Source organism: Streptomyces sp. ISL-96 (assembly GCF_018614035.1).
Lineage (GTDB): Bacteria > Actinomycetota > Actinomycetes > Streptomycetales > Streptomycetaceae > Streptomyces.
Map to the genome: position 1 here is coordinate 223166 of NZ_JAGGPA010000006.1, position 22197 is coordinate 245362.

Annotated in this window: 22 protein-coding genes; 5 read left to right on the forward strand and 17 right to left on the reverse strand. The window is 70.5% G+C overall.

Going from position 1 to position 22197, the window contains the following annotated elements:
* Positions 1–2 precede the first annotated feature (2 nt).
* From J7E96_RS05000 to J7E96_RS05015, 4 genes are all read right to left on the reverse strand, one after another.
* Positions 3–1274: an aspartate kinase gene (locus tag J7E96_RS05000; protein WP_215127830.1), complete on the reverse strand. Its 1272-nt coding sequence runs from the start codon at positions 1272–1274 to the stop codon at positions 3–5.
* Between the two features lie 230 nt (positions 1275–1504).
* A complete protein-coding gene (locus J7E96_RS05005; RefSeq protein ID WP_215127832.1) occupies positions 1505–2173 on the reverse strand; it encodes a DUF5063 domain-containing protein in 669 nt (222 codons plus the stop codon).
* Positions 2166–2765 (reverse strand): recombination mediator RecR, encoded by a 600-nt coding sequence (gene recR, locus J7E96_RS05010; protein WP_028810454.1) that lies wholly within the window; start codon positions 2763–2765, stop codon positions 2166–2168. Before recR ends, J7E96_RS05005 begins: the two co-directional genes overlap by 8 nt.
* Positions 2766–2828: 63 nt before the next feature.
* Positions 2829–3164: a YbaB/EbfC family nucleoid-associated protein gene (locus J7E96_RS05015; RefSeq protein ID WP_215127900.1), complete on the reverse strand. Its 336-nt coding sequence runs from the start codon at positions 3162–3164 to the stop codon at positions 2829–2831.
* A 281-nt stretch (positions 3165–3445) separates the two neighbouring features.
* On the opposite strand from J7E96_RS05015, the gene J7E96_RS05020 reads away from it, so the two are divergent.
* Complete coding sequence (locus tag J7E96_RS05020) at positions 3446–4198, forward strand: SLATT domain-containing protein (protein WP_215127834.1); 753 nt, start codon at positions 3446–3448, stop codon at positions 4196–4198.
* Positions 4199–4368: 170 nt separating this feature from the next.
* Here the strand turns inward: J7E96_RS05020 and J7E96_RS05025 are convergent, their stop codons facing one another.
* The 3 genes from J7E96_RS05025 to J7E96_RS05035 form a co-directional block, all read right to left on the reverse strand.
* Positions 4369–5019 (reverse strand): hypothetical protein, encoded by a 651-nt coding sequence (locus tag J7E96_RS05025; RefSeq protein WP_215127902.1) that lies wholly within the window; start codon positions 5017–5019, stop codon positions 4369–4371.
* Between the two features lie 95 nt (positions 5020–5114).
* On the reverse strand, positions 5115–5798 hold the full coding sequence (locus J7E96_RS05030) for a GntR family transcriptional regulator (protein ID WP_215127836.1): 684 nt from the start codon (positions 5796–5798) through the stop codon (positions 5115–5117).
* Positions 5799–5915: 117 nt separating this feature from the next.
* Positions 5916–7277 carry an aspartate aminotransferase family protein gene (locus J7E96_RS05035; protein ID WP_215127838.1) on the reverse strand — a complete coding sequence of 454 codons (1362 nt, stop codon included), beginning with the start codon at positions 7275–7277 and terminating at the stop codon, positions 5916–5918.
* 151 nt (positions 7278–7428) lie between these two features.
* On the opposite strand from J7E96_RS05035, the gene J7E96_RS05040 reads away from it, so the two are divergent.
* The 3 genes from J7E96_RS05040 (at position 7429) to J7E96_RS05050 (ending at position 10344) form a co-directional block, all read left to right on the forward strand.
* The gene (locus tag J7E96_RS05040; protein ID WP_215127840.1) at positions 7429–8052 is read left to right on the forward strand and encodes a DJ-1/PfpI family protein; all 624 of its coding nucleotides are present in this window, start codon (positions 7429–7431) and stop codon (positions 8050–8052) included.
* Positions 8049–8516: a MarR family winged helix-turn-helix transcriptional regulator gene (locus tag J7E96_RS05045; protein WP_215127843.1), complete on the forward strand. Its 468-nt coding sequence runs from the start codon at positions 8049–8051 to the stop codon at positions 8514–8516. The genes J7E96_RS05040 and J7E96_RS05045 overlap by 4 nt, the downstream gene beginning before the upstream one ends.
* An 82-nt stretch (positions 8517–8598) precedes the next feature.
* Complete coding sequence (locus tag J7E96_RS05050; RefSeq protein ID WP_215127845.1) at positions 8599–10344, forward strand: serine/threonine-protein kinase; 1746 nt, start codon at positions 8599–8601, stop codon at positions 10342–10344.
* A gap of 62 nt (positions 10345–10406) precedes the next feature.
* On the opposite strand, the gene J7E96_RS05055 is transcribed toward J7E96_RS05050, so the two are convergent.
* On the reverse strand, positions 10407–11690 hold the full coding sequence (locus tag J7E96_RS05055) for an adenylosuccinate synthase (RefSeq protein WP_215127847.1): 1284 nt from the start codon (positions 11688–11690) through the stop codon (positions 10407–10409).
* Between the two features lie 165 nt (positions 11691–11855).
* Here J7E96_RS05055 and J7E96_RS05060 point away from each other — a divergent pair, with 165 nt between their 5' ends.
* On the forward strand, positions 11856–12671 hold the full coding sequence (locus J7E96_RS05060) for a diacylglycerol kinase (RefSeq protein WP_215127849.1): 816 nt from the start codon (positions 11856–11858) through the stop codon (positions 12669–12671).
* Positions 12672–13016: 345 nt separating this feature from the next.
* On the opposite strand, the gene J7E96_RS05065 is transcribed toward J7E96_RS05060, so the two are convergent.
* The 9 genes from J7E96_RS05065 to J7E96_RS05105 form a co-directional block, all read right to left on the reverse strand.
* The gene (locus J7E96_RS05065) at positions 13017–14228 is read right to left on the reverse strand and encodes a cytochrome P450 (RefSeq protein WP_215127851.1); all 1212 of its coding nucleotides are present in this window, start codon (positions 14226–14228) and stop codon (positions 13017–13019) included.
* A 9-nt stretch (positions 14229–14237) separates the two neighbouring features.
* Positions 14238–14831, reverse strand: a complete 594-nt coding sequence (locus J7E96_RS05070; RefSeq protein ID WP_215127852.1) for a Uma2 family endonuclease — start codon at positions 14829–14831, stop codon at positions 14238–14240.
* Positions 14832–14922: 91 nt separating this feature from the next.
* Positions 14923–15594, reverse strand: coding sequence for a response regulator transcription factor (locus J7E96_RS05075; RefSeq protein ID WP_215127854.1), 672 nt, complete (start codon positions 15592–15594; stop codon positions 14923–14925).
* Positions 15591–16901, reverse strand: coding sequence for a histidine kinase (locus tag J7E96_RS05080; RefSeq protein WP_308295840.1), 1311 nt, complete (start codon positions 16899–16901; stop codon positions 15591–15593). The genes J7E96_RS05075 and J7E96_RS05080 overlap by 4 nt, the downstream gene beginning before the upstream one ends.
* A 116-nt stretch (positions 16902–17017) precedes the next feature.
* A complete protein-coding gene (locus tag J7E96_RS05085) occupies positions 17018–17872 on the reverse strand; it encodes an alpha/beta hydrolase (protein ID WP_215127856.1) in 855 nt (284 codons plus the stop codon).
* Between the two features lie 103 nt (positions 17873–17975).
* Positions 17976–19199 (reverse strand): kynureninase, encoded by a 1224-nt coding sequence (gene kynU / locus J7E96_RS05090; RefSeq protein WP_215127857.1) that lies wholly within the window; start codon positions 19197–19199, stop codon positions 17976–17978.
* Complete coding sequence (locus J7E96_RS05095; protein WP_215127859.1) at positions 19192–20034, reverse strand: tryptophan 2,3-dioxygenase family protein; 843 nt, start codon at positions 20032–20034, stop codon at positions 19192–19194. Before J7E96_RS05095 ends, kynU begins: the two co-directional genes overlap by 8 nt.
* A gap of 151 nt (positions 20035–20185) precedes the next feature.
* On the reverse strand, positions 20186–20599 hold the full coding sequence (locus J7E96_RS05100; protein WP_215127861.1) for a DUF3151 domain-containing protein: 414 nt from the start codon (positions 20597–20599) through the stop codon (positions 20186–20188).
* A gap of 46 nt (positions 20600–20645) precedes the next feature.
* Positions 20646–22139 carry an MFS transporter gene (locus tag J7E96_RS05105; RefSeq protein WP_215127863.1) on the reverse strand — a complete coding sequence of 498 codons (1494 nt, stop codon included), beginning with the start codon at positions 22137–22139 and terminating at the stop codon, positions 20646–20648.
* Positions 22140–22197 lie beyond the last annotated feature (58 nt).

The following is a 22197-nucleotide window of genomic DNA, read 5'->3' on the forward strand; positions in this document are numbered from 1 at the left end:
GGTCACCTTCCGGTGCCGCCGTAAACGACTGCCTCGTCGGAGTCGCTGTCCAGGCCGAAGGCCGAGTGGACGGCGCGCACGGCCTCGTTGACGTCGTCGGCGCGGGTCACGACCGAGATGCGGATCTCGGATGTCGAGATCAGCTCGATGTTCACGCCCGCGTCGGCCAGCGCCTCGAAGAAGCCGGCCGTAACACCCGGGTTCGTCTTCATACCGGCGCCGACCAGGGAGATCTTGCCGATCTGGTCGTCGTAACGAAGCGAGTCGAACCCGATCGTGCTCTTCGCCTTCTCCAGGGCGTCGATGGCCTTGCGGCCCTCGGTCTTGGGAAGGGTGAAGGAGATGTCGGTCAGACCGGTCGTCGCGGCCGAGACGTTCTGCACGACCATGTCGATGTTGATCTCGGCGTCCGCGATGGACCGGAAGATCGCCGCGGCCTCGCCCGGCTTGTCCGGCACACCGACGACGGTGACCTTGGCTTCGGAGACGTCATGGGCGACTCCGGAGATGATGGCGTGCTCCACCTGCTGGTCCCCTTGCGGCTCGTTGCTGACCCAGGTGCCGCGCAGTCCGGAGAAGGACGAGCGGACGTGGATCGGGATGTTGTATCGGCGTGCGTACTCCACGCAGCGGTGCAGCAGCACCTTGGAGCCGGAGGCGGCGAGCTCCAGCATGTCCTCGAAGGAGATCCAGTCGATCTTCCGGGCCTTCTTCACGACCCGGGGGTCGGCGGTGAAGACACCGTCCACATCGGTGTAGATCTCACAGACCTCGGCGTCCAGCGCCGCCGCGAGGGCGACCGCGGTCGTGTCCGACCCGCCCCGGCCGAGGGTGGTGATGTCCTTCTTGTCCTGGGACACACCCTGGAACCCGGCGACGATGGCGATGTTGCCCTCGTCGAGGGCGGTGCGGATCCGGCCCGGCGTGACATCGATGATGCGCGCTTTGTTGTGGACCGAGTCGGTGATGACACCTGCCTGGCTGCCCGTGAACGACTGGGCCTCGTGGCCCAGGTTTTTGATCGCCATGGCCAGCAGGGCCATGGAAATGCGCTCACCCGCTGTCAGCAGCATGTCGAATTCACGTCCGGCAGGGATCGGGGATACCTGCTCGGCGAGATCGATCAACTCGTCCGTCGTGTCGCCCATCGCCGAAACCACGACAACGACCTGGTGGCCGTTCTTCTTGGCGTCGACGATTCGCTTGGCGACCCGCTTGATGCCTTCGGCATCGGCAACGGAGGAGCCTCCGTACTTCTGCACGACAAGGCCCACGTGCGCTCCTCGTTAGTCATTACTGCGGTCGGCTCAGTTTACCGAGCGGACCGGGACCGCCCACGCTATATCGCATGGTGAGATGTCCCGCTCACCATACGATCATGGGACGGCCCTGCCCGCTCGGTGAGGATGCCTGCCCCGGACGACTCCCGGTACGCGGAACGTGGCCCTCCTCACACGTCACAAGCGCAGGCGCAAGCCCGAGCGCGAGCCGGAGCCCGAGCGCCTCAGGTCGCCGTACGCAGGCCCAGCGGGCCCGCGAGCTCCTCGGCCATGACCTTGCCCGCTTCCTTCTCCAGGTCCTCCTCGCCCAGGTCCTCGTCCGTGTCCAGGCCGTCCAGCTCCTGCAACGGCTGGTCGAGGCGGACGTGCGCCACCAGCGACTGGAGGGCGCGCAGGCAGGCGGAGGCGGTGGAGCCCCAATTGGAGAAGTACGAGAACTGCCACCACCACAGCGCTTCGGTGGTGCGGCCCGCCCGGTAGTGGGCCAGACCGTGGCGCAGGTCGGTGATGACGTCGGCCAGGTCGTCCGAGATGCGGCAGGCGACGGGCGCCTTGCGCGGCTCGTACGGGTCGAAGACCTCGGAGTACACGTCGATCGGGTCGAGCATGATGGCGAAACGTTGCCGCAGGTCGTCCGGGTCGGGCTCCGGGCCGAGGTCCGGCTCGTACCGCTCGTCGGGAACGATGTCCTCGTGCGCGCCCAGTCTGCCTCCCGCGAGGAGGAGCTGGGACACCTCGAGCAGCAGGAACGGGACAGCACTGTCCGGCTCGTCGCCCTTCGCCACTTCCGTGACCGCGACGATGAAGCTCTCGATCTGGTCGGCGATCTGGACGGCGAAATCGTCCGGATCCTGCGCGACCGCGTGCAGCAGCTTTGCGTTGGCGTCAGACATCGAGCAATCGTCTCCCCTCGAAGGCACGGCCCAGCGTGACCTCGTCGGCGTACTCAAGATCTCCCCCGACGGGGAGTCCACTGGCCAGGCGTGTCACCCGCAGACCCATGGGCTTGATCATCCGGGCGAGGTAGGTGGCGGTGGCCTCCCCCTCCAGGTTGGGATCGGTGGCCAGGATCAGCTCGGTGACGGCACCGTCCGCGAGCCGCGCCAGCAGCTCGCGGATCCGCAGGTCGTCGGGGCCGACGCCCTCGATGGGGCTGATGGCCCCGCCGAGGACGTGGTAGCGGCCGCGGAATTCGCGCGTCCGCTCGACCGCGACGACATCCTTGGGCTCTTCGACGACACAGATGACCGCCGGGTCGCGGCGCGGATCACGGCAGATCCCGCACTGCTCCTCCTGCGCGACGTTGCCGCACACCGCGCAGAAACGGACCTTGTCCTTGACCTCCAGGAGGGCATGGGCGAGGCGGCGTACATCGGTCGGCTCGGCCTGGAGGATGTGGAAGGCGATCCGCTGCGCGCTCTTGGGACCGACGCCGGGCAGCCTGCCCAATTCGTCGATGAGGTCCTGGACCACGCCTTCGTACAACGGATTGCCTTCCTTGCCCTGCCGGTCCTGCCTGGTACGTACGGTAGTTGCTGCGGGGCCGCCTTAGAAGGGGAGCCCCGGCATACCGCCCAGCCCCTGGGCCAGCGGGCCGAGCTTCTCCTGCTGGAGCTGCTGCGCGTTCTCGTTGGCTGCCTGGACGGCGGCGACGACCAGGTCCGCGAGGGTCTCGGTGTCCTCGGGGTCGACCGCCTTCGGGTCGATCACCAGGCCACGGAGCTCTCCCGAGCCGTTGACGGTCGCCTTGACGAGGCCGCCGCCGGCCTGGCCGTCAACCTCCGTACGCGCGAGCTCCTCCTGCGCCTTGGCGAGGTCCTGCTGCATCTTCTGGGCCTGCTGGAGCAGCTGCTGCATATTGGGCTGGCCACCACCGGGAATCACGGTCACTCCTGGCACTTCGACGACGATTGTTTCCGTAAGCCGAGCCTACGTGTTCGCCGGGCGCCGTGCCCCATGCCGTACGAAGCGACTCTTTCGAGTGAGACTTTCGGGCTCCTACACCTGACCACGCCGTGGTTCCAGCCGGAAATACCGGTATATCTGCTGCACGGCCCACCATTCGGCGGTAGGAAGGGCATGCGTATGCGCGCGTCGCGACTTGCGCAACGTCACACCACTTCACGCGATGTCACGGACAGAGCGCAAGCGCAGAGGAGTGCCCGGTGAGCCAGCCGGAGATGCAGCCCGAGGGGCCCGCCCGGAAGGAGGGCGGGGGTGCCACCGAGCAGTCGCACGACGAGGACGATCTGACCGGCAGGCCGTTTCCGCTCGGCGACTGGGGCGAGCCGGCGGAGCGTCTCGACGAGCTCTACCGGTGGGTGGAGGCGGGCGCCCTGCACACGGCCGACTGGTACCTCGCCGACCGGGCCCGCAAGCGCCGCGCGGCGCGCGCGCTGCGCACCGGGACGGCCGCCGGGGTGATCGCCGGGGCCGCACTGCCGCTCGTCGACCTGGCGGGGGCGGTGGACGGCGCCGCGGGCTGGGGCTACCTGCCGCTGCTGCTGGCAGCGGCGTGCGTGGCCTGCGACCGGTACTTCGGGCTGACGTCGGGGTGGATGAGGGACGTGGCCACGGCGCAGGCGGTGCAGCGGCGGTTGCAGGCGCTGCAGTTCGACTGGGCGTCGGAGAGCGTACGGGAGATGCTGGGGCCCACCGAGGGGACGGCCAGTGAGGCGGCCGAGCGCTGCCTCAGCGTGCTGCGGCGGTTCTCGGAGGACATCTCGGAGCTGGTGCGTTCGGAGACGGCGGACTGGATGGTGGAGTTCCGGGCGGGGCCCGCGCCGATGGTTATGCAGTCGGGGGGCGGGCCGGGCGCTGTTCGGCCGGATTTCGGTGCCTCTGGCGGGCGGTACACGCTGCCGCCGGGGACGCGGCCGAACATGCCGCGCCAGCGGCCCCCGGAGTCGCCGCGCTGAGGGGTCCCCCGGGGCTCACAGGCGCCTGCGGCGGGCTTTCCCCTACCCGCCCCTTCCCGCTGTGACATTTTGCGGCTCCGCCGCGTGAGGGGCTCCGCCCCAGACCCCGCTCCTCAAACGCCGGAGGGGCTGGAGGGGGCCGGGGAGGGGATGGAAGTAACGGCGCGCGGTCAGCTGAAGATGATCATGGAGTTTTGGCCCAGGCTCCTCGTCGCCGCCGCGTGCAGGCCCAGCCAGACGTGGCGTTCGCGGGCGAAGGGGCTCTCGTCGTACGGAAGAGCGTCGGCCGGCTCCTCCAGGGTGGTCGGGCGCTCGGGCGGCCGGGGCGCCGACGGCGGGTTCGCCGGGTCGATGCCGATCGAAGGGGCGACGAACTCCAGCTCCCGCAGAAGGCCCTGCGTGGAGCCCAGCGGCCCGCCGCCCGCCAGGAGTTCCTCGTTGGACAGGGGCGCCGCGTAGTCGACCGGGACGTACGCGCCCGCGTGGTCGTAGTGCCAGACCAGGTGCGACTGCTGAGCCGTCGACTCGAACATCTCCAGAAGCTGCTCGTAGTCGCCGCCCAGGGCGTCCACCGGCGTAACCTCCAGCCCGCGCAGCTGGAGCAGGTACGCGCGCCGCAGGAAGTGCAGGGCGTCGTAGTCGAAGCCGGCCACCGGGGCGACGTCGCCCGAGAGGCCCGGCATGTAGGCGAATACGGGAACGGTCGGCAGGCCCGCGTCGGTCAGGGCCTTGTCGTACGACGTGATCTCTTCGGCGAAGGGGTTGTCGGGGCTGTGGCACAGCACATCGACGAGGGGGACCAGCCACAGGTCACAGGCCACGTACGGCTCGCTCTCCACTGGTTGCGACAGTCCAGGCAGCGTAGTGCTACCAGGACGCCGCGCACAGTCCTCGTCGCACGCCGGCAGGCTCGCCGCTAACCGCGGTCGCCGCCCTCAAGACGCTCCGCCCACGCCAGCAGCAGCGCGTGATACGCCCCGATGACCTCCCGCAGCGCCTCGGCGTCCCCCCGCGTCACCGCGTCCACGACCTCCGCGTGGTCCTTCCACACCCGCTCCCTGGCGTCCGGATCACCGCGCAGGTACGGGACCGAGAAGACCCAGCAGCGCAGTCTCAGCTGATGCAGGAAGCCCGAGATGTGCGGGTTCTCGATGAGGGCGCCGAGCTCGCGCCAGAAGCGCAGGTCGTACGCGATGAAGATGTCCAGGTCCCCCGCGCGGGCCGCCCGCGCCGCCTCGTCCGCCCTGCGCCTGATCGCCATGAGTACGTCGCCACGCGTGCCGCTCCCGCCGCCTTCGGCGACCTTGCGGAGGATGCCGCCGGCGATCAGGGCACGCGCTTCGACCATGCCGCGGAAGTCCGCCACGGAGATCTCGCGGACGCGGAAGCCGCGGTGCTGGTCGGAGTCGAGCAGGCTCTGCGCCGCCAGGTCGACGAGCGCCTCCCTGACGGGCGTCGCTGAGACCCCGTACTGGTCGGCTATCTGCTTGACGGTGAATTCCTGGCCCGGCCGCAAACGCCCCGCGAGCACCTCGTCACGCAGCGCGTCCGCTATCTGCTGCCGCAGGGTATTGCGGGTGACAGGTCCGCTCGCGGGCATGGAGTCTTTCCCCTTCGTATGGTTCCGGACACCTTAGGCGGTGCGGCCGGGAACCTGCCGAAGGGCCGTGCGCAGACAGGGAATGGGAGCGCCCCGCCCGCGCACGGCCGACGCCCGTCAGGCAGCCGTCGTGTGTGCGTCCGCCGCCGACAGTGCGATGTCGAGGACCGCCAGGCCCTCCTTCGCCTCCGCCTCGGTGACGTTGCACGGCGGGACCACATGCGTGCGGTTCATGTTGATGAAGGGCCACAGGCCGTTCTTCTTGCAGGCCGCCCCGAACGCCGCCATCGGGGCATTGGCCGCCCCCGACGCGTTGTACGGCACAAGCGGCTCCCGCGTCTCGCGGTCCTTGACCAGATCCAGGGCCCAGAACATGCCCGTACCGCGGATCTCACCGATGCTCGGGTGCCGCTCCGCCAGCTCGCGCAGCCCCGGGGCGATGACCGTCTCGCCGATGTGCGCCGCGTTCTCGACGACGCGCTCCTCCTCCATCACCTGGATGGTGGCAACGGCGGCCGCACACGCCAGCGGGTGGCCGGAGTACGTCAGACCCCCCGGGTACGGCCGCTTCTCAAAGGTCTCCGCTATCGCGCCGGAGATCGCCACGCCGCCCAGCGGCACGTAACCGGAGTTCACGCCCTTCGCGAAGGTCATCAGGTCCGGTACGACGTCGAAGTGCTCGGAGGCGAACCACTTGCCCGTACGGCCGAAGCCCGCCATGACCTCGTCGAGGACGAAGACGATGCCGTACCGGTCGCAGATCTCGCGTACACCCGCGAGATAGCCGGGCGGCGGCGTCATGATGCCGGCCGTACCGGGGATCGTCTCCAGAACGATCGCGGCGATGGCACCCGGCCCCTCGAAGGTGATCGTGTCCTCAAGGTGCTGGAGCGCGCGGGCGCACTCCTGCGCCTCGTTCTCGGCGTAGAAGGCCGACCGGTAAAGGAACGGCGCCCAGAAGTGGACGGTCCCCGACGTGCCGTTGTCGGAGGCCCAGCGGCGCGGGTCGCCGGTCAGGTTGATCGCGGTCGTCGTACCGCCGTGGTACGAGCGGTAGGCGGCCAGCACCTTGTTGCGGCCCGTGTGCAGACGGGCCATGCGGACGGCGTTCTCGATGGCCTCGGCGCCGCCGTTGGTGAAGAAGATCTTGTCGAGGTCGCCGGGGGTGCGCTCGGCGATGAGGCGTGCGGCCTCGGAGCGCGGCTCGACGGCGAAGGCGGGCGCGAAGGTGGAGAGCTTCGCGGCCTGCTCCTGGATCGCCGCGACGACCTTCGGGTGCTGATAGCCGATGTTGGTGAAGACGAGGCCGCTGGTGAAGTCGAGGTAGCGGTTGCCTTCGTAGTCCCAGAAGTACGAACCCTCGGCGCCGGCGACGGCGAGCGGATCGATCAGTCCCTGGGCGGACCAGGAGTGGAACACGTGCGCGCGGTCGGCGGCCTTCACGGCGGCGCCGGCCCGGGGGTCGACATGAGGGGTCATGGCCCCAGGGTAGAGACGCGCAGGCAGGAGCTGACATGGCCACCTTGTATGGACTGCGCCACTTTGGTGGGCAGGGTGTCGACCACTCATTGACAGCAAGGTGTCAATATGACAGCATGCTGCCATAGCGCATCGAGCCCAGGAGATCGCCATGGCAGACAAGACCGTGCACCTCGCCGTTTACGACACCTTCGCCGACTGGGAGACGGGCCACACCACCGCCCATCTCACCCAGAACGGCTACACCGTCAAGACCGTCGCCGCGACCGACGCCCCCGTCACCACCATGGGCGGCGTACGCATCCAGCCCGACCTCACGCTCGACGACGTAAACCCCGAAGACAGCGCCCTGCTGATCCTCACCGGCGCCGGCCTCTGGACTGTGACACCAGCCGCTGCCGCGGCGGGCTCCGACGACCTCGCCCCCTTCGCCCGCAAAGCACGCGCGTTCCTCGACGCGGGCGTGCCGGTGGCCGCCATCTGCGGCGCGACCGCCGGCCTGGCACGCGAAGGCCTGCTCGACGACCGCGCGCACACGAGCGCCGCCTCCTTCTACCTGGCGGCCACCGGCTACAAGGGCGGCGAGCACTACCAGGAAGCGGACGCCGTCACCGACGACGAAGGCCTCCTGATCACCGCCGGCCCCACCGAACCGGTCGCGTTCGCGCGCGAGGTCTTCTCCGTCCTCGGCGTGTACGAGGGCGAGAAGCTGGACGCCTGGTACCGCCTCTTCCACGACTCGGACGCGTCCGCCTTCGAGGTGCTGGAGTCGTGAGCGCCACCCCGGAGCAGGAGCTGTTGAGCCGTACCGCCCTCAGCGCCTTCCGCCTCAACGGCCAGTTCCTCGCGATCTCCGAGGAACTGGCCCGCCCGGCCGGCCTGACCGCCGCCTGGTGGCAGGTCATCGGCGCCGTCCTCCACGAGCCGCTGCCCGTCGCCGGGATCGCCCGCGCCATGGGGATCACCCGCCAGAGCGTGCAGCGCATCGCCGACCTGCTCGTCACCAAGGGCCTCGCGGAGTACGCCCCCAATCCCGCCCACCGCAGGGCCAAGCTGCTGCGCCCCACGGACGCGGGCCGAGAGGCCATCCGCAAGATCGAGCCGGGCCACTCGGCACTGGCGGCCCGCCTGGGAGCCGAGCTGGGCAACGAGGCCTTCGCCGAGACGGTACGCGTACTGGAACGGCTCTCCAGGGCCCTGGAGGCAGTGCCGGAACCTGCCGGAATCCCGGAACCGTAGGGCGCTCGGGATCCGTCGTTGTCGTACCGGCGCATTATCCTCGGGCCACTGGGGGACGTCCCGGGGGAGGGGTGGCGCTGCCATGCAGAAACTGGGGCCGGACGACCCGCAACAGATCGGCGCCTACCGGCTGTTGGCACGGCTCGGCGCGGGCGGGATGGGGCAGGTCTATCTGGCCCGCTCGGGCCGTGGCCGTACGGTCGCGGTCAAGCTGGTACGTCAAGAGCTCGCCGAGCAGGAGGAGTTCCGCGCCCGCTTCCGCCAGGAGGTGGCGGCAGCACGCCGGGTCGGGGGCCGCTGGACCGCCCCCGTGCTCGACGCCGACACCGAAGCGGTGGTCCCGTGGGTCGCCACCGGTTACGTAGCGGGCCCGGACCTCCACTCAGTCATTTCCGGCGCCCACGGCCCACTGCCGGAACGCTCGATCCACATCCTGGCAACAGGCCTCGCCCACGCACTGAGCGACATCCACACCGCAGGCCTGATCCATCGCGACCTGAAACCGTCCAACATCCTGATCACCATCGACGGCCCCCGCGTCATCGACTTCGGCATCGCCCGCGCGCTGGAAACCGTCACGGACGCAGGCCTCACCAGAACCGGCGCCCTGGTCGGCTCCCCCGGCTTCATGGCCCCCGAACAGGTCCGCGGCGAGCGCATCACCCCCTCCTGCGACGTCTTCTGCCTCGGATCGGTCCTCGCGTACGCGGCGACAGGCCGCCTCCCCTTCGGCACGGCCGACAGCGGCGTCCACGCACTGATGTACCGCATCGCCACAGAACCACCCACCCTTGACCAGATCCCCGAGGGCCTACAGGACCTGATCCGCTCCTGCCTGCACAAGGACCCCGCGGCGCGCCCCACCCTCGCCCAGGTACTGGAGCGCACAAGGGGCGGCGACAACGGGGACCCCTGGCTCCCGGCGGCCCTGGTGGCCCAGCTGGGCCGCCACGCGATTGAGCTCCTGGACACCGAGGACCCGGCCGACGCCACCACACCCCCCGCCCCGCAAGCCACGGTGCCAGGAGGGGACGTGCCGGGGCGCTCCCCGCAGGGCGTTGAACGCAACCACCCCGAAGAAATCCCCGTACCCGAACGTTCGACGACCGAGGAGACGCCACGGCGCGGCACCGACCCCGCAGCCCCCGCACCACACGCGACGCCGACCGTGGTCACACCACGGGCCGCGTACGCCCCGCCTCCGCCTCCGCCCCCACCGCACACCCTCCCCGGCGGCTACGGCTACCCCACCCCTCAGTACGCCTACCAGCCACTCGCCCCCGAACCACCGCCCCGCACCAACCGCTCGACCGCCGCGCTGATGGCCGTGGCGCTGGTCGTAGCACTGGGTGCCGGCGGCTCCGTGTACGCGTTCATGAACGCGGGAGACCACACAAACAACGCACCACCCACGACCAAGCAAAAAAAGTCCCCAGCACCACCCCCGCCAACCAGCACCACACCCTCGCCCACCCCCACCGGCGACATCCCAGCCGCATACCTGGGCACCTGGAACGGCGGCCTCGACAGCGCAGCGGGCCACAGCACACGACGCCTGGTCATCCAGCAGGGAAAGGCAGGCGACACCGTCCTGTCCCTCACCGCGGAAGGACCGACCACGGGCGGCGGCACGTACCACTGCGTCTTCCAGGCCGAGCTCACCGCCGCCGCGAACGGCAGCCTCCGGATCGGCCCCTCGCGGGTGACCACCGGCGAGCCGATGAGCTCCTGCTCACCCGGCGCCGCGACCGAGGTGACGCTGCTCCCCGACGGCCGCCTGCGCCGAGTGAACCCCGCCACCGGCGAGTCCCTGACGTACGAGAGATGACGCGAAGCGGGGCCCCGGCGCAAAAAACCCGCCGGGGCCCCGCTTCGTACGGCCGCTGCAACCTAGATGAACGAGTTGATCTCGATCGTCTCGGTACGGCCGGGACCGACACCGATCGCGGAGATCGGCGCGCCCGACATCTCCTCCAGAGCCTTGACGTACGCCTTCGCGTTCTTCGGCAGTTCGTCGAAGGTCTTCGCCTTGGAGATGTCCTCGGACCAGCCGGGGAAGTTCTCGTACACCGGCTTCGCGTGGTGGAAGTCGGTCTGGCTGTACGGAAGCTCCTCGACGCGCTTGCCGTCGATCTCGTACGCCACGCACACCGGGATCTGCTCCCAGCCGGTCAGCACGTCCAGCTTCGTGAGGAAGAAGTCCGTCAGACCGTTGACCCGCGTCGCGTACCGCGCGATCGGCGCGTCGAACCAGCCACAGCGACGGTCGCGGCCGGTGGTGACACCGCGCTCGCCACCGATGCGGCGCAGCGCCTCGCCGTCCTCGTCGAACAGCTCCGTCGGGAACGGACCGGCGCCGACGCGAGTCGTGTACGCCTTGAGGATGCCGATGACCCGGCTGATCTTCGTCGGCCCCACGCCGGTACCCGTGCAGGCACCACCGGCGGTCGGGTTCGACGACGTGACAAACGGGTACGTGCCGTGGTCGACGTCGAGCAGCGTCCCCTGGCCACCCTCAAAAAGAACGACCTTGTCCTCGTCGAGCGCGTTGTTGAGGATCAGCGTCGTGTCGGCGACGTACTGCTTGATGTTCTCGCCGTGCGTCAGCAGCTCTTCGACGATCTGGCCGGCCTCGATCGCGCGACGGTTGTACAGCTTCGTGAGCAGCTGGTTCTTGATCTCCAGAGCCGCCTCGACCTTTTGGGTCAGGATCGACTCGTCGTACAGATCCTGCACACGGATGCCGGTGCGGTTGATCTTGTCGGCGTACGTCGGACCGATACCGCGGCCCGTGGTGCCGATCTTGCGCTTGCCGAGGAAGCGTTCCGTCACCTTGTCGACCGTGACGTTGTACGTCGTGATGACGTGAGCGTTGCCGCTGATCAGGAGCTTGGACGTGTCGACGCCTCGCTCGTTCAGACCGCTCAGCTCGGAGAGCAGTACCGACGGGTCGATGACGACGCCGTTACCGATGACCGGCGTGCACTCTGGCGTGAGGATTCCGGAAGGGAGAAGATGCAGCGCGTACTTCTGGTCGCCGACGACAACCGTGTGGCCGGCGTTGTTGCCGCCCTGATAGCGCACTACATAGTCAACGGATCCACCGAGCAGGTCGGTGGCCTTTCCCTTGCCTTCGTCACCCCACTGAGCACCGAGCAGCACAAGTGCGGGCACAGGCGTACACCCCTTCCGGGCGGGGCATGTCCAAGGTCAGGGGGAGTACGTACGGCGTACACCCGATACTGAGCCGTCGGACCGGTTGCCCCGGAATAGACGAAGCCCCTGGCGCAATAGCGCAAGGGGCTCTTGCACAAAGATGCTACCCGAGGAAGGACCGAGGTGTCGGCTCCAGAGCCCGCCGCGAACACCGCGCATCCGCTGCTGGTGGTCATCGACCCGGTCGCCCGGCGTACGGACGGCGAGTCCGTACGTATCGCCAAGGACGTCCTGTGCGCCGGCGCCAACGTCAAAATCTGCCTCCCCGAGGGGCCGGAGGAGTTCGCGCGGGCCCTTGCCCGCCGGGGCGGTCGCCGCCCCGTGGTCGTCGGCGACGACCGGGCGCTGCTGCGCGCGGTGGCCCTGCTGCACCGGGAAAGAGAGCTGGGCGCGGGGGCGCTCGCGCTCGTCCCGATCGGAGCCTCCGTGGACATCGCGCAGGCGCTGGGCGTGCCGATAGGGGCGGTCGCGGCGGCCCGGGCCGTCCTGGAGGGGGTCGCGCGCCGGCTGGATCTGCTGGTGGACGACAGCGACGGGGTGGTGCTGGGCGACCTGCGGATCCCGGCCGCGCCGTCGCCGGTGGCGGCCGCCGCGTCCGTCTGGGGTACGTGCCGTTCGCTGGTACGCACGCTGGTGCGGCCCGCGCCGCAGTCCGCGCCGCCGGTCGCCCGTACGTACCGGCTGCGCGTCGAGGCGGACGGGGTCCTGCTGAACGACCTGGACCGGCCGGTCGAGGACGTGTCGCTGTGCTCGCGGGGCGGGCGCGCCGAGGTGGTGATCCGCCCGCACGGCGGTGAGCAGGTGCGGGTGGAGGCGGACGCGGTGACGGTGTCGGGCGCGGACTTCCGCTACCGGGCGGACGCGCTGGTGGCGGGCCCGGTCCGGACGCGGACGTGGACGGTGCGGCCGGGGGCGTGGTCACTGACGCTGCCGGTGTGAGTCACACCGGGCGGCCGAGCGCGGCGCGGTGCTCCTTCCAGCGTTCCAGCAGTGGAGTGGACACCGGGGGTGGTGGGGGCGGGGCTTGCGGGGCTCCGGCGTCGCGACGTCCTGACGTGACGGGCCCGCCCCGCCCCGGCCCGGACCGAGCGCCTGCGGCGGGCTTTCCCCGACCCGCCCCTTCCCGAACTGGGGCTCCGCCCCAGACCTCGCTCCTCAAACGCCGGAGAGGCTGGATAGTGCCGACTGGGGGCTGGTTATGCGGCCCTGGGCGCAAAACTCAGCCCGTCCGGCGTTTGAGGACACGCCCGGAGGGCGTCGGCGTCACCCGCGCCGCGACCGGGGTCAGATCTCGACGCGCAACTCCCGCAGCCCCCGGATCACGAACCCCGGCTTCCACTCCGGCGGCCCCGCCGCAAGCCGCAGCCCCGGAGCCCGCCGCAGCAACTCCCCGAACGAGGCCGCCAGTTCCAGCCGGGCCAGAGGGGCGCCCAGGCAGTAGTGGATGCCCGCCCCCAGCGACACATGCGGGTTGTCGGACCGGGAGAGGTCCAGTTCGTCGGGGCGGGCGAAAGCCGCCGGATCCCGGTTCGCCGAACCGAACAGCAGCGCCACCTCCGAGCCGCGCCGGATCACCGTCCCGCCGACCTCGATGTCGTCCAGCACCCACCGCTCGAAGAGCTGCAGCGGCGTGTCGTAACGCAGCAGCTCCTCCACCGCGCCCGGCAGCAGGCCGGGCTCCGCACGGAGGGTCTCCAGCTGTTCGGGATGACGCAGCAGCGTCCACCACCCATTGGCCGTCGTGTTCACCGTCGCCTCGTGCCCCGCGTTCAGCAGCAGCACGCACGTGGAGATCATCTCCTGCTCGCTGAGCCGGTCCCCGCCCTCCTCGTGCGCGGCGATCAGCGCCGAGATCAGGTCCTGGCCCGGATCCTTGCGGCGTACGGCGATCAAGTCCCTCAGGTACGCCGAGAACTCGACCGACGCCCGGACCGCCCGCCGCGCCGTCTCCTCCGGCGGGTTCAGCTCGTACATCCCGCAGATGTCCGCCGACCAGGGCCGCAGCAGCCCCCGGTCCGATTCCGGGATGCCGAGCATCTCGGCGATGACGGCCACCGGCAGAGGTTCCGCGACCGCGGACAGCAGATCACCGCCGCCCCGCTCGACGAACTCCCCGACCAGCTCCCCCGCCAGCCGCCGCACGGCCGGCGCCAGTCGCTCGACCGTACGCGGCGTGAAGGCCTTGGAGACGAGGCGCCGGATCCGGGTGTGGTCGGGGGCTTCGAGGTCCAGCATGCCGCTGTCGTTGAGGACGTGGAACGGCTCGTGACCGGGTGGTGGCGGCGTACGCCCGAACTCCTCGTGCGTGAAGCGATGGAGGTACGTACGACCGAGGCGGCGGTCACGCAGGAGCGCCGAGACGTCGGCGTGGTGCGGGATCAGCCACTGCCGCGTCGGCTCGTACCAGTGCGCGCGGCCGGCGGCACGCAGCTCGGCGTAGGCGGGGTAGGGGTCGGCGACGAAGGAGGGCGACCAGGGATCGAACGTCTCTGCCATGCACAGACGCTAGCGGATGAAGTCCTTCAGTTCCTCGGTGTCGAGCTCGATACCGACGGGGTCGGGGAGCGTGACCTTCGCGCCGAGCTTCACCGTACAGACAGCGCGGTAGCCGCCGGGCGCCGGATCACTGTGCACGGTGACGGTGCAGTCGTCACGGTCGATGAGCAGATAGACCGGGATGCCGGTGTCCGCGTAGGCGGCAGGCTTCTCCTTGCGGTCCCGGCGATTGGTGTCGGAGTCGTACGAGGTGACCTCGACGGTCATCAGCACACGGTCAGGGTTTGCCCAATCGCCCTGTCCGGCGAAGTACTTCGGCGGAGCGAGAACGGCATCCGGCTTCGCCCGGCCCTGGCGGTAGGTCTCGATCTTCAGGCCGAGTTCACCGCCGCCGTACAGCCACATGTCGGCACGAACCTGCATACAACGCGCCTGCAGCCACCTGACGATCTCGCTGTGGTCCCCGTCAGTCATACCCTTGACACCGATCCGTCCGTCGAAGAACTCGAACCTGACGGCATCGGACTCCCTCTCAAGGACTTCGGCGATCTTCTCGAACTCCTCGACCGACATCTGAACCGTGCGCTCTGCCATAACCGTCATGGTGCACCCCCTTCTGTGCGGATACCAGTGTGGCCAGGCCCAAGCCAGTTCGGGTCGGCTTCCGTACTCGATCACCCGTGTGAGTGATCAGCTACCCCGGCGTCACCAGCCGCGCCTCGTACGCGAACACCGCCGCCTGCGTACGGTCCCGCAGGCCCAGCTTCACCAGGACCCGGCTCACATGCGTCTTGATCGTGGACTCGGCCACCACCAGATGCGACGCGATCTCCGCATTCGACAGGCCCTGGGCGATCAGCACCAGTACCTCCGTCTCCCGCTCGGTCAGATCGCCGATCTGGGCCAGCGCGGGCGGGCGCGGGCCCTCCGGCCGCTTCGAGAACTCCGAGATCAGGCGCTTGGTGACCGTCGGGGCCAGCAGCGCCTCCCCGGACGCGACCACCCGTACGCCGTCGGCCAGCTGCCGCGCCGAGGCGTCCTTGAGCAGGAAGCCGGACGCGCCGGCGCGCAGTGCCTGGTAGACGTACTCGTCCAGGTCGAACGTCGTCAGCACCAGCACCTTCGCCTCCGCGTCGGCGGCGACGATCTCGCGGGTCGCGTCGATGCCGTTCAGCTCCGGCATGCGGATGTCCATCAGGACGACGTCCGGCCGCAGCTCGGCGACCTTCGTGATCGCCTCCCGGCCGTTCACCGCCTCGCCGACGACCTCGATCCCCGGCATGGCGTTCAGGAGGACCGTGAAGCCCTCGCGGACCATGACCTGGTCGTCGACGATCAGTACGCGGATGTCATGGGCGGCGGTCATGCGGCCGGCTCCGGGGCCACTGCGGGCGCCACCGGCACGAACACGGCCACCTCGTAGCCGCCGTCCTGCGCCGCCTCCGCCGTCATCTCCCCGTTCAGCATCGCCACCCGCTCCCGCATCCCCGTGATCCCGTGCCCGGCCCCCGGCGACGGCTTGACCAGGCCCTGCGGCGCGGTGTTGACGATCCGCAGGCCCAGGCCCCCCAGCACGTACGACACCTCCACCTTCGCCGTCGAACCCGGCGCGTGGCGCAGCGCGTTGCTCAGTGCCTCCTGGATGATCCGGTACGCCGACAGCTCGACGCCCTGCGGAAGTTCGCGTACGGAACCGGTCACCGTCTTGTCCACCGCCAGACCCGCGTCCCGGACATTGGCGATCAGCCGGTCCAGCTCGGCCAGCGTCGGCTGCGGGGCGTCGGGTGCCTCGTAATCCTCCGCCCGTACGACGCCCAGTACGCGCCGCAGCTCCGTCAGCGCCGCCACCGCGTTCTCGCGGATCGTCACGAAGGCCTGCTCCAACTCGGGCGGCGGGTTCTCGACCCGGTACGGGGCCGCCTCCGCCTGGATGGCGACCACCGACATGTGGTGCGCGACGACGTCGTGCAGCTCGCGGGCGATCGTCGTCCGCTCCTCCAGCAGCGTGCGCCGGTCGCGCTCGACGGCGGTGACGGTCCGCTGGACGGTGACCTCGCGCTGCGCCTCACGGCGTACGTGCACCACGGTCGTCGTGAGCAGCGCGAGTGCGGAGAAGAACAGCATCTGCGGGCTGTCCGTGCCGGAGCCGGAGCCTATGAACGCCTCGGCGAACAGGGCGTACACCGCCGTGCAGGCCCACATCCAGGCGGCGGTGCGCGGCCGGGTCCTCGCCGCGACCACGGTCATCACGCCGATGTGCGCGACGAAGGAGGACGGCGTCCACGGCCAGCCGTCCCAGGAGTGGCCGAGGACGCCGACGACGGGTGTGGACAGCAGCGAGACCCACCAGGCACCGGCCGGCCTGACCAGCGTCATCACCAGTGCGGCCGCCGGTATGAGGCCGGACACGGCCGCGCCGAGGCTGCCCCCTTCGCTGTCGGCGACAACGGCGGAGAGCAGCATCACGATCACCGCCAGCCCCACCACCACAGCGTGCGGAGTCCAGGCGGCGTACCTCCGCAGCCGTCCCGGCAGTCGCCGGGTGAGCGGTCCTTCCGTACTCATCGGCGGCAGCGGCCGGTACGCGAAGGCGTCGTGGAACAGGTCCTGGCGGAGTCCGCTCACTGCGCCCATGGCCAGGCGGAACTCGGGACTGCGGGTCTTCTCGGTCACGTACAGAACGGTAGGCGCAGGGACGGCCGCGGGCGTCCGCCCCCATGGGGATCCTCCCGCGTCCGTCCCAGGTACTACGCGCCGCCGCCCGGATCCCCACCAAGCCGCGGCGGCGCTCAGTACGCGAGCTGCTCGATCTCCTCCGCGACCACAGCGCACGCGTCCGCCGCCGGGTCGATCAGCGGGAAGTGCCCGATGTCTTCCAGCAGCGTCAGGCCCACCGTCTCGCCCGCCTTCGCCGCCGCTTCGGTGTAGGCCTCCGCGACCGCCTGCGGTACGACGATGTCGGTACGGCCCTGCACGACGACCGTCGCGATACCCGTCGGCAGCAGCGCGGCCGGATCGGCGTACGGCCGGCGCTCGTCGAAGTGCTCCTTGCCGCCGAGCAGCTGGGCGGTCGCGCCCGCGCACACCCCCAGCTCGTCCGCGACCACGAAGTCCGCGATCGGCGCGAGCGCGACGACGCCGCGCAGCGGGGGCGCCGCCGGCAGGTGCCACGGCGAATCCGGGGTCAGTACGTGCCGGGCGGAGGCCCACAGTGCGAGGTGGCCGCCGGCCGAGTGGCCCGTGACGACGATGCGCCGCGTGTCGGCGCCGGGCAGGGCCTCCCGTACGAGACCGGGGAGCAGGTCCATCGCCGCGGCCACGTCGTCGAACGTCTCCGGCCAGCGCCCCGCGCCGCCACTGAGGTCGCCGCCCCGCCGGTACTCGACGCTGGCGACGGCGAAGCCCCGGCGGGCCAGGAAGTCCGCGAACGGGGAAACGTGCTGCCGGTCGTACGCGGCCCGCCAGGCGCCGCCGTGCAGGACGACGACCAGCGGGGCCCGGTCCCGGCCGTCGCGCGGCGCGTAGAAGTCGACCACCTGGTCGGGGTGTTCGCCGTACGCGGCAGTGGCATCGGGCGCGACGGCCGGGTGGGAGAAGGCCGACTCCGCCTCGACAGCGTCCCGTTCGGCTGAGGGGTCCGGCATGCGGGGACCAACCCTTCGGTACGTACAGCCAATTGATCTAGCTGTCGGGACGCTACCAGCCCTCAGGCCTGCGCTTCCGCCAGGTCCCGCCCCGTAACTCGGCTCAGGACTTCACCAGGACTTCACCCAGTACCCGCGCCGCCCGCTCCGCGTCCGCGAAGCCGACATACAGCGGCGTGAAGCCGAAACGCAGCACGTCGGGGCGGCGGAAGTCGCCCACCACACCGCGGGCGATCAATTCCCGCATGACGTCGGCCGCTTCCACGCCGTCGGGCCCCGCCTCGCAGCGCAGCGAGACCTGGCTGCCGCGCTCCTCGTGCGCGGCGGGAGTCACCGAGGTGATCCGTCCGCGGGGCACGTACGCGTCCACACATTCCAGGAAGAAGTCCGTCAGAGCGAGTGACTTTTCGCGTACGTCTTCGATGGAGACCCCCTCCCACACGTCGAGCGCCGCTTCCAGAGCCAGCATCGACAGGATGTCGGGGGTGCCGACCCTGCCCCGCGCCGCGCCGTCCGCCGGGGCGTAGGCGGGCGTCATGCCGAAGGGGTCGCTGTGCGAGTTCCAGCCCGGGAGCGGGGAGTCGAAGGCGGCCTGGTGGCGCTCGGCGACGTACAGGTAGGCGGGCGAGCCGGGGCCGCCGTTGAGGTACTTGTACGTACAGCCGACGGCGAAGTCGACGCCGTGCGCGTCGAGCCCGACCGGCAGCGCGCCCGCGCTGTGGCACAGGTCCCAGACGGCCAGGGCCCCGGCCTCGTGGGCGGCGGCGGTGAGGCCGGGCAGGTCGTGGCGGCGGCCGGTGCGGTAGTCGACGTGGTTGACGAGGACCGCGGCGGTACGCGCCCCGAGGGCGGCCGGCAGATCGGCCGGGGCGACGGGAACGACCCGCCGGCCCGTCATCCGCGCGGCGGACTCGGCGATGTAACCGTCCGTGGGGAAGGTGGAGGCGTCGACGAGGATTTCGTCCCGCGACTCCGGTGCGAGCCGGGCAGCACCCACAACCGCCTTGAACACATTGACACTTGTCGAGTCGCCGACCACGACCTGACCGGCGGCCGCACCGACGAGCGGCGCGATCCGGTCACCGATCCGCTCGGGCGCGGTCCACCAGCCGCTCTCGTCCCAGGAGCGGATGCGCAGCTCGCCCCACTGGCGGGTGATGACGTCGGCTATTCGCTCCGGTACGTGGCGGGGCAGGGCGCCGAGCGAGTTGCCGTCGAGGTAGACGGTGGCGTCGTCGAGCGCGAACAGCTCGCGGTGCTTGGCGAGCGGGTCGGCGGAGTCGAGGGCGACGGCCCGCCGCTGAAGGTCGTTCAGTGCGTCAGACATGGCTGCGCGCCGTCCACAGCTCGGGGAAGACGTTCTTGGTGGCTCGCTTCTCCAGCCAGGCCACGCCGGCGGAGCCGCCGGTGCCGACCTTGGATCCCATGGCGCGGCGGGTCGCGACGAGGTGGTCGTTGCGCCAGCGCCAGACCAGCTCGCCGACGTCGGTCAACAGCTCACCGAGGCGGACGAGTTCGGAGTTCTGGTCGCCCTGGTAGAGCTCGGTCCAGACCGCCTCGACCTCGGCCGAAGGCTCGTACTTCTGCGACAGGTCGCGGTCCAGTACGGCGGCGGGAATCGGCAGGCCACGCCGTGCGAGCAGCCGCAGCGTCTCGTCGTACAGGCTCGGCTCGTGCAGCGCCTTCTCCAGCTCGGCGTACACGCGCGGGGCGCCGCGGTGCGGGACGAGCATCGACGCGGACTTGTCGCCGAGCAGGAACTCCATCCGCCGGTACATCGCGGACTGGAATCCGGAGCCCTCACCGAGTGCGCTGCGGTACGAGTTGAACTGCGCGGGGGTGAGGTGGGCGAGCGGCCGCCACGAGGCGTTGAGGGCCTCCAGCTCACGCAGGGAACGCTTGAGCGCGTCCGTCGCGACGGGCAGGTCGTCGGCGCCGAGCGCCTTCGCCGCGGTCTCCCACTCGTGGACGATGACGGTGAACCACAGCTCCATGACCTGGGTCGTCACCAGGAAGACCATCTCTCCGGGGTCGTCGGAGAGGGTGTGCTGGAGGTGGGTGAGGACGTCCGCCTGGACGTAGTCCTCGTAGGGGGTAGTGCCCGCGAAATCGAGGTTCGGGGTGTCCGAACCTGCCGCCTGGGCATCGGGGTATTGCGACATCGCTGTCTCCTCGATACGAACTTCCAGGTAGCGGTCCGCCCCTTCCTTGTGGCCATGGAGCCCCGGTCCCTTCCCGGCATCATAAGACGAAGCCGGGAAACATGGGAGGCCCGTACCGGCCGGCACGGGCCTCCACGGCTGTCACCCCTGCTCAGCCGAGGGTTTCGGCCGCCGCCGGGGAGGAGTCCCGCAGGAAGGTGGAGCAGCGCTCGTACTCCTCCTGCTCACCGATCGACTGCGCGGCGCGGGCGAGCGCGTGCAGCGCGCGCAGGAAGCCGCGGTTCGGCTCGTGGTCCCACGGCACGGGGCCGTGGCCCTTCCAGCCGGCGCGGCGCAGGGCGTCGAGGCCGCGGTGGTAGCCGGTGCGGGCGTAGGCGTACGACTCGATCACCCGGCCGTTCTCGAACGCCTCGTCGGCGAGCTGGGCCCAGGCGAGCGAGGACGCGGGGTACTTCGCGGCGACGTCGGTCGGCGCGGTCCCGTTCGCGAGCAGCTCACGCGGCTCCGGGTCGTCGGGCAGGCGGGTCGGGGGCGGTCCCCCGAGCAGATCTTTGTGAATGGCCATGAGTTCAGTCTGCCTGGCCTGCGGCGCGGGCGCGTACGTCGGGGTCCTAACCACCCGCCCCCTCCAGCGGCGGCGACGTAACCCCGCAATGCACCCGGCACTCCGTCCCTCCGCACTCCTGCCCCGGCACCCGCACCGTCACCCAAGCGATCAACGCCCCCAGCCCCAGCAGCCCCGCACACATCGGCATCGCCCGCCGGAACGTCTCCCCGAACTCCGCCGCCGACCGGTACGCCTCCGGCCCCATCCCCGCCAGCAGCGGCAGCGCCGCCACCGCGATCAGGCCCGCCGCCCGCGCGGCCGCGTTGTTGATGCCGCTGGCCAGGCCCGCCCTCCCACTGCTCACCGAGGCGAGCACCGTCGCGGTGAGGGGCGCGACCAGGGTCACCATGCCCGAGCCCATCACGAGCATCGCGGGGAGCACATCGGCGACGTACGACGATCCCTCCCCCACGCGCAGCATCAGCAGCATCCCGCCCGCGCACAGCAGGGGGCCCACGGTGAGCGGAATGCGCGGCCCGATCACCTGGGCCACGGCGCCGGACTTCGCGGAGAGGAAAAGCATCAGCACCGTCGTGGGGAGCAGCGCCGTACCCGCCTGCAGGGCGGAGTAACCCACCACGACCTGCAGCTGGAGGGCGACGAGGAAGAAGAAACCGCTGAACGCCGCGTACACGCACAGCGTCACGACGTTGATCGCCGTGAACTGCCGCGAGGCGAAAATCGCGAGCGGCATCATCGGTTCGGGCCGCCGCTTCTCGACGTACAGAAAGGCCGCGCCGAGCACCACCCCGGCCACCACGGAGCCGATCACCACAACCGACGGCCCCTGCTCCGGCGCCGCGATCAGCGCGTACGTCACCAGCCCGAGAGCGAGGGCCGCGAGGCCGGCGCCCAGCGCGTCGAAGCGGCCGTGCGCCTGCGGATCCCTCGACTCCGGTACGTGCTTGAGCGCGACCGGGACACAGAGCGCGGCCAGCGGCACATTCAGCAGGAACACCCAGCGCCAGCCTGGCCCGTCCACCAGCCAGCCGCCCAGGAAGGGCCCGACGGCCGCCCCCACCCCGCCGAGCCCGGACCACACGCCCACTGCCCTCGCCCGGTCGTCGGGGTGGAAGGAGGCTTGGATGAGCGCGAGGGAGCCGGGGGTGAGGAGGGCTCCGCCGATGCCCTGGAGGGCGCGGGCGGCGATCAGGAACCCGGCGTTCGGCGCCAGTCCGCACAGCAGCGACGCCACCGCGAACCACACGATGCCGATCACGAAAACCTTGCGCCGCCCGAACCGGTCACCGAGCGCGCCGCCGAGCAGGATCAGCCCGGCCAGGGTGAGCATGTAGGCGTTGACGGTCCACTGGAGGGCCGCCAGATCGGCGTCCAGGTCCCTGCCGATGCGGGGCAGGGCGACGTTGACGACGGTGGAGTCCAGCATCGCCATGCCGGACCCGAGCACGGTGGTGAGCAGTGTCCAGCGTCCGACGGCCGTGGACATCCGCACCGTCCCGACGCCGCGGCCCGCCGCTGACTGCGGGGTCTCGTCCATACCCGGATCATCGCCGCCCGGACCGGCGCCGGCCATCCCGCGACACTCCCGGTCCAAC